The sequence below is a fragment of the Xanthomonas sp. SHU 166 genome (assembly GCF_000364685.1).
Lineage (GTDB): Bacteria > Pseudomonadota > Gammaproteobacteria > Xanthomonadales > Xanthomonadaceae > Xanthomonas_A > Xanthomonas_A sontii.
In genome coordinates this window covers 1-4,093 of record NZ_AQOJ01000445.1, presented here as the reverse complement: position 1 = coordinate 4,093, position 4,093 = coordinate 1, and the positions used below count along the sequence as shown (strand labels likewise).

1 protein-coding gene is annotated in these 4,093 nt (G+C 68.4%); it reads right to left on the bottom strand.

Going from position 1 to position 4,093, the window contains the following annotated elements; genetic code table 11:
* On the bottom strand, positions 1-4,093 hold a 4,093-nt coding region (locus D180_RS22545; RefSeq protein ID WP_017912993.1), incomplete at both ends, for a GLUG motif-containing protein.

Sequence of the window (4,093 nt, the reverse complement as noted above, 5' to 3'; positions counted from 1 at the left end):
GACAGCCCGGCGCCGGTCGCGCCGGAGGCGGTGACGGCATAGTTGCCCACTGCGGCGCCGCTACCGGCGCCCGCGCTGCTCAGCGCGACCCCGGAGACGCTGTCGCTGCCGATCAGACCGGAAACGCGGTAGCCGCTGAGGTTGAGGGTGTCGCCGTAGGTCTTGGAGCCCGAGGTCGCCGTCACTGTCAGCGTCGCCGGGGTGATGGCGATGCCGCCGGAGACCACGTAGCCGATGTCGTAGCCCTGCTGCGAGGACGCCAGGCCACCGATCTGCAGCATGCCGTTGCCGGTGGTATAGCTGCCGACGCCATTGCCTGCGGTCGCGTAGCGCAGCGACGATCCGAACAGCAGGCTGGGGTTGAAGGCGCCGCCGGCCGTATAGGACGAGATCGTGCCGCTGACACCGTTGCCGTCGTAGGTCTTGTCGAGCCCGGAGAGGCTGGTGCTGATCGTCAACGGGGTCAGGAAGCTGCGCAGCAGCGGCGTGCCCATGTGTTCGTACAGGCGCCAGGTCTGGCCGGTGCCGCCGCGGTTGTCGATCGCCCAGCCGGCATCGGTGAAGGTGGACAGCGTGTTCAACGCGCTCCAGGACCTGCCGCCGCTGATCGCATCGATGCTGCCGGTGTTGCTGCCCGCCAAGCGCAGGCCGGCGTTGATCGGATTACCGCCGATGTCGGTGGCGAAGAAGCTGGCGTTGATCGTGCCACTGTTGGTGCCGACCAGGCCGCCGACGGCGTTGCTGCCGCCTATGTCGCCGATGGCGTAGCTGGCGTTGATGATGCCGCCATCGTTATAGCCGACCAGACCGCCGAGATACTGGGTGCCGATCACGCCACGGCCGCCGGCATAGGCCGCGTTGATGGTGCCGGTCAGGTTGTAACCGACCAGGCCGCCCGCATACTCGGTGGCGGCGATGAAACCAGTGGCATAGACACGGGCCAGACTGCCTCGAGAGTTGTACCCGACCAGCCCGCCGATGTACCACGTGCCGGAAACATCGCCGACGGCGTAAGCGTCGCTGAGGCTTGTGCTGAAGAGGTTACCGACCAGTCCGCCGACATAGCTGACTCCCGATGCGCCACCGGTCGCGTGCGCGTTCGTGATGGTCCCCCTGTTCGCCACTCCGATCAGCCCGCCGACGTAGTTCGAGCCGGAGACGCTCCCGCTGGCCTGCACATTGGTGAGGGTAGCGGTGGACGCCTGGCCTAGCAGACCGCCCGCATGCGTGGTGGTCGCGGTGACGTTGCCGCTGGCCGAGGCGTTCTGGATCTGGCTCTGATTGGCGTTGCCGATCAGCCCGCCGACATGGTCGCCGCTGGCGGTGCTGGTGCTGGTCGCGCTGCCGCTGGCCTGCACGTTGCTGTAGTTGCCCTGGTAGTCGTTGCCGACCAGGCCGCCGACACTGCTGCCGCCGGAGACCGTGCTCGACGAGGACGACGCGTTGATCGTGCCGCTGGCGTTGCTGCCGATCAGTCCGCCGACGTAGTTGCCGCTGTAGGGGCCGCCGCTGCCGACCACGTTGCCGCTGGTCTGCGCGCCGGTGATCGTCCCGGCATTGTTGTAGCCAGTGAGGCCGCCGATGAAGTTGCCGGTGCCGCTCATGGTGCCGGTGACGCGGATGCCGCTGAGCGTGCCGGCATTGAAGCCGGCGACGCCGCCCACGTAGGCGGTGCCGGTGACGGTGGTGCCGGTCAGGGCGAGGTTGAGGATCCGGCTGGCGGCGCCGGTGTTGCCGAACAGGCCGACGTAGGACGTGCCGCCGCGGGCGATGGTCAGCCCGGAAATGGTGTGGTTTGTGCCATCGAGGCTGCCGGTGAAGGCGTTGTTGCTGTCGCCGACCGGACTGAAACCGGCGCTGCTCCACATGCCGCTGGCGTTGCTGCCGGCGGTCTGGCTGGCATCGATGTCGGCCGACAGGCTGTAGTTGGCCGCCATGTTGTACGCCATCAATTGCAACTGGTGTGCGTTGCCGATGGTGGTGCTGTACTCGCTGGCCAGGAACGGGCGCGTCTGCCCCTCGATCATGATCCAGGCCGGACTGCCGACGCCATCGCTGGCGACGTAGACGTTGCTGGTGCCGGCGAGCAACGCCCAGGTGCCGAGATTGCCGTAGGTGCTGTGGCTGTAACGGTTGTTGCTGCCGAAGCTGGTCAGATTGGTGGCGCTGCCGCCGCCTCCGCTGCTGATGGCATTGGCCTGGCCGGTGCTGTCGACGTCCCACGACGCATTGCTGACGCTGCCCGAATTGGCGCCGATCAGTCCGCCCACGTTGTTGTTGTTGGTGCTGATGACGGCACCCGTGGCGTAGCTGTTGCTGACGCTGCTGGAGCTGACGCTGGCACCGCCCGCGTTATTGACGCCCACGAGCCCGCCCACCGAGGCCGTTGCGGTGACGCTGCCGGTGGCGTAGGTGTTGGCGATGGTGCTCTGGTAGTTCATGCCGACCAGCCCGCCGACCATGGAACTGCTGCCGGTCACGCTGCCGGTGGCGTAGCTGTTCTTGATCGAGCCGGCGTTCTGGTTGGTTCCGACCAGGCCGCCGACGGAACTGGTGCCGCTCACGGTGCTGGTGGAATACGTGTTGGTCAGGCTGCCGCCGTCGTTGTAGCCGACCAGGCCGCCGGTGTTGCTGGAGCTGCCGGTCACGCTGCCGGTGCTGTGGGAATTGCGGATCGTGGCGCCGACGTTGTTGCCCGCCACGCCGCCGACGGTGTTTTGCCCGTTGACGCTGCCGTTGAACACGCCGTTGTCGATCAAACCCAGGTTGTAGCCGGCCAATCCGCCGATGCCGCCCGAGGTGCCGCTCACCACGCCGTCGACGGTGACGTTCTTGATCGCGCCCTGGCCGTAGCCGACCAGGCCACCGACGTAATAGCCGCCGGAGATGGAGACGTTGCCCAGGTGCACATCGCGGATGAGGCTGTTGCTGCTGGTGGTGCCGAACAGACCGACGTAACCGCTGGCGCCGGAGATGGTCAGGTTGTTGATGCTGTGGCCCAGGCCGGCCAGCTTGCTCTGGAAGGAGGACACCAGGGCGCTGCTGCGGGTGACGCCGGCCAGGTCGATGTCCTGGGCCAACGCATAGGCGCCGGGGCTGTTGAAATAGGTAGCCGCGTCGGCCAGCGAGTGGATCAGCGTGTACGCCTGCCCGTTGATCGCCAGGCTGGCGTGCGCGCCGCCGAGCGAGACGGGGGTGTTGACGTAGTAGTCGCCCGTGCCGCCGACGGTGCCGTTGTCGGTGTAGCCGCCGTAGTTCAGCACCAGGCCGGCCGTGTTGCCGGTGGCGGTGACGGCGGCATTGAGATAGATGCTGTGGTAGGCGTCCAGGGTCAGCGTGGAGTTGCCGCTCCAGCCGATCGCCGCATTGACGTTGATGTCGCCGCTGCCGTTGCTCACGGTGCCCGGGCCGCTGGCGTTGGTGTTGGAGGTGAGCACGGTGACGTTGGTGCCGCCGTTCAACGCGCCGCTGATGGTGCTGGCGGCCGCGCTGTCCACGGTCAGGTCTTCCGGGTCGACCAGCCAGGTGCCGGCGCCGCCGGGGCCGGCGCCCTTGGCGCCGACCGTGATGCCGGAGAAGTCGACGGTGTGGCCGCTGGTTTCGAGCAGGCCGCCGCTGCCGCTGCCGGCCGCGTTGGCGCGCAGCGCGCCATGCACCGCGGTGTGGCCATCGGACCAGACCACGATGGAGCCGCCGTTGCCCTGGCCGGTCGCGCTGGCATCGAGCAGCGCGCCGTCGGCGACCGTGGCCGCATTGGCGTGTTGCAACTGTTCGCCGCCCTGGTAGCCGCCGCCGATGCGCACGCTGCCGCCGGCCGCGGTGCCGCTGGCGTCGATGCGGCCAGCGACGTTCACCGCGCCATCGGACAGCAGCTGCACGCTGCCGCCGTGGGTGCCGGAGACATCGATGCGGCCGCTGCTGGCCACGTCGCCGCCGCTGCCGACCAGGCGCACGCTGCCGCCGGAGGTGTCGATGCCGGTGGCTTCGAGCGCGCCGGTGTTGTTGACCAGCAACTGCGACAGCCCGGTGCTGCCGGCCTGCAGCAGGATCTGCCCGCCATTGGCGCGCAGCGTGCCGCTGTTCTCCACCGCCG